This window comes from Mesotoga sp. HF07.pep.5.2.highcov (genome assembly GCF_003666285.1).
Lineage (GTDB): Bacteria > Thermotogota > Thermotogae > Petrotogales > Kosmotogaceae > Mesotoga > Mesotoga prima.
The window spans coordinates 1-3,415 of the sequence record NZ_JFHJ01000189.1; the positions used below are offsets into that span (position 1 = coordinate 1).

The window sequence follows — 3,415 nt, forward strand, 5'->3', positions numbered from 1 at the left end:
GCCGTTCGCCCCTACAAGAGAACTGCACTATCATCTGAAATTGTCATCTCGTAAAGCCTGCCCTGATTAGCCTACCCCAAAATGCTCGTGTTTGGGGTCTCTGTTCAAGGTCATCCCCTAATTCCCTCATATTGTCATCCCGTAATGCTCCTGTACGGGATCTCGTACCCATGAACCGCTATGCGCTGACAAGATCAAAACCGGATCCCGAATCAAGTTCGGGATGACTAAGTGAGAGACGCCCGATTAGGCGAGACGGGTATGACAGCGTTTGCTGATTCTGAAAACACGATAATTTGTCATGCTGAACTTGTTTCAGCATCCCGTTCTAAGACACGCTATGCGCTGAAAGAACAAAACTGAGTCCCGAAACAAGTTCGGGATGACTTGGAGAGGGACTTCCGCAAACCGATGTCGGGATAACTTCCTCAGTTGCATTGAAACCTGAATTCATTGCCGGTTCTCTTCATCCAGGTCCTGAAAGCCGTTGGGCGCTTACAAGGAGACGCTCTCCGCTGCGAAGAGCCACCCTTCGCTGCCAGCGCAAAATCATGGTGCCGTTTTTCGCTTGTTAGAATGAGAGAGTCATGGAATGCAAGATAACTCTGGTCCCTCCAAGATCACAGACCAGATCCCGAGCAAATTTGGGTAATGAAGTAAGCGACATCGGAACACGCATCTTGCCGCGTGAGCAAAAAAGGTGAAAAATGACGGGAGCCGGTCAGGCTCTCTTTCCGGATTTTGCGCAAGCGCGATTTGCAGAGACGAAAGGCTGGTTGGAGGCGTAAGTTAGCTATTGTATCTTAGCAGTTACAGAGTGCGAAGTGATTTTCCTGCAGGAACTTCAGGATTTGCGTGAGATATGGCGTATTTGATTTCCGAGACTGTGTCGTCGAAGATTCTCAGGAGTTGATCATCATTGAGCGTATTCAGAATTGTATATCGCTTTCTAATTGAACGAGCCAACTTCACCACTTCTGCAAATCTGTCTCTCTTAAATAACACTTCGGGTACACAGGCGAAAAAGCCAAGATCGGAAAGAAATTCAAGAACCTTTTCGTACAGCTCGGTTCCATAGGCCTTAAGGATTACGCATGTGTAGAAGCCAGTCTGGTGACCATGAAGAAAGGCCATGTCGAAAATTACGTCTGCAGCATGAGATAGCATATGCTCGGAACCACTAGCGGGTCGAGAATTTCCTGCGTACTCCATGGATATTCCACTTGTGATTAATGAGTTGACAAGGGTTTCGACGAAATCCTCATCAGCGAAATTAGCGTTCTTGAAGTTGAGAAGACTTTTATAGCTCATAACTGACAACGTCTTTGCAAAGTAGTCAATTTGCTCGCCGGTCCTATTGGTTGCGAACTCCCAGTCGAGAATGGCTGTGACATTTGAGATTGCGTCGCCCAGGCCAGCATATAGATACTTCTTTGGCGCATTGTAAATGACACCTGTATCTGCGAACAGGGCGAACGGCATTCTCGCTCTGAAGCTGTCGCTTCTACCGTTTTCGAGCTTCAGAGACACAACCGGGGAGCAAATCCCATCGTTTGAGGCAAGAGTGGGAACTAAAATCAACGGAATGTTGAGTATGTGAGCGAAAAACTTGACAGTATCAAGAACCGAGCCTCCTCCTATTCCGACGAGCGCATCGGGGTGTAGATCGTGAACTGAATCAAGTCTGTTCATTAGATGACTGAGATTCGGTCTCTCTTCTACGTAGAAAATGGAATAGTCATTGCGATTAACTGCCTTTTGAATATCAGGCATTAGATCTAGCAGATTTTCCTGGGTTGCAACACAAACATTCTTGAACCTCATTATTTCAAGAAAAGGAGCCAGTTCTTCCGTTGCTTTTTTCTTGACAATAATGTATTTGGGTATCTCTATAGATCTCGTCGAATGGTCGATCAATTCATCACCTTTAGTATTGGATAATGAGAAGATCAAATGTGCATGAGCTTCCAGAAAAATTATAACAGTCGGTATAGAAAAACGCGATTTCGATGATTTTTCCTTTTGCTAAAGAAGCTCCTCATAAGTGGAAAAAGGAGGCCTGACCAACGCATTTATGAAGCCTCGACACTCTTAGAAATTCTGCAAGTGCATAAAACTAATTGTATCGGATTTTTATAGAATTTTGCCTTCACCAGCGTATACAATTGAGTGGGCACAATTGTGCCCCTGATGCCCTATCAGATGAAAGGAGAGAGTCCTTTGGATGATTATCCCGAAATAAGACCAACAGCATTCAAGGATCTAGAAGACAAGGCTCTGGAGAATTTTGATAGATATCAGACTACGAGCGAAATCAAGTTTAGGGAGCCGGATGGGAGTTTTGTCTATATTCATGATGAGTTCATAGATGATTGGGATTCCGAGAAAAAGGTTGAAGTGGTACAGCGTTTAAGAAGCTGTATGGAATCTGGAGGATTCGTTGCTGGTGCCTTTCTCCAGAATTCAATCGTAGGCTTTGCATCTGTGGATAACTCTTTCTTCGGAAGCGAGAATCAGTATTTAGAGATGCCGTTTATGCACGTCTCAAGCGAGATGAGAGGGAAAGGCATTGGCAGAAAACTCTTCGCGTTGTGCTGCGAAAACGCTAAGAAAAGAGGCGCAAAGAAATTGTATATTTCAACACATCCATCAATAGAGAGCCAGGGTTTCTATGAATCTTTGGGATGCCTTCCTGCTGCCGAAATAAACGAGGAGATCTATTCGCGAGAACCCTTCAATATACAGCTTGAATTCACTTTAGAGTGATTAGTTTGTGAGATATTTGAACTCCGCGCAGGTCATTAAAAAGTATCGAGATATAGTTGAGTGCATGGAGCGGCTAATCGACAAAGATTCGACGTCCATTGGAATAGGGATCCTGACCAGGAGCATTGTCAGGATGACGTTTAGGGGTGTCATCCCGCGATTCCCCCATATTGTCATCCCGTAATGCTCCTGTACGGGATCTTGGACTTAAAGATCGACAAACGTTTAAGAGCAGCCTGACGCTTACAAGACCTGTCCGTCGCTGCCGTTCAAGATCATGAAGCCGTCCTTGGATAGAAACGAAACCAAGATCCCGAAACAAGTGCGGGATGACAAAAGAGGCACACATTGGGGCAGGATAATCAGGGCAGGCTTTACGGGATGACGATTTCAGATGATTGTGCAGTTCTCTTGTAGGGGCGAACGGCCGTTCGCCCGAAAAAGGTCCTGGTTGGAATCTCTGCCTTTTACGCGAAAAATGGGACCTTAGGAACATTTGGGAGCCAGTCTGCTAACGCAGGCCAGTCAGGCTCCGCCTGGCCAGTCTCGCCTTCCGCGAGGCCAGTTCCGACTTCGTCGGGCAAACAAAGACCATTGAGAAACAGCGTTGTGGAGAGGTTCGCTGCGCTCACGAGAGAAGAGAGAGAGA

At 46.0% G+C, this 3,415-nt stretch carries 3 protein-coding genes; 1 reads left to right on the forward strand and 2 read right to left on the reverse strand.

Going from position 1 to position 3,415, the window contains the following annotated elements; all coding sequences use genetic code 11:
- Positions 1-810: 810 nt before the first annotated feature.
- Positions 811-1,917, reverse strand: coding sequence for an iron-containing alcohol dehydrogenase family protein (locus BG32_RS03780; protein ID WP_183084278.1), 1,107 nt, complete (start codon positions 1,915-1,917; stop codon positions 811-813).
- Between the two features lie 303 nt (positions 1,918-2,220).
- On the opposite strand from BG32_RS03780, the gene BG32_RS03785 reads away from it, so the two are divergent.
- Positions 2,221-2,766, forward strand: a complete 546-nt coding sequence (locus BG32_RS03785) for a GNAT family N-acetyltransferase (RefSeq protein WP_183084279.1) — start codon at positions 2,221-2,223, stop codon at positions 2,764-2,766.
- A 467-nt stretch (positions 2,767-3,233) separates the two neighbouring features.
- Here BG32_RS03785 and BG32_RS15765 read toward each other — a convergent pair.
- On the reverse strand, positions 3,234-3,415 hold a 182-nt coding region (locus tag BG32_RS15765), incomplete at its 5' end, for a hypothetical protein (protein ID WP_220660304.1).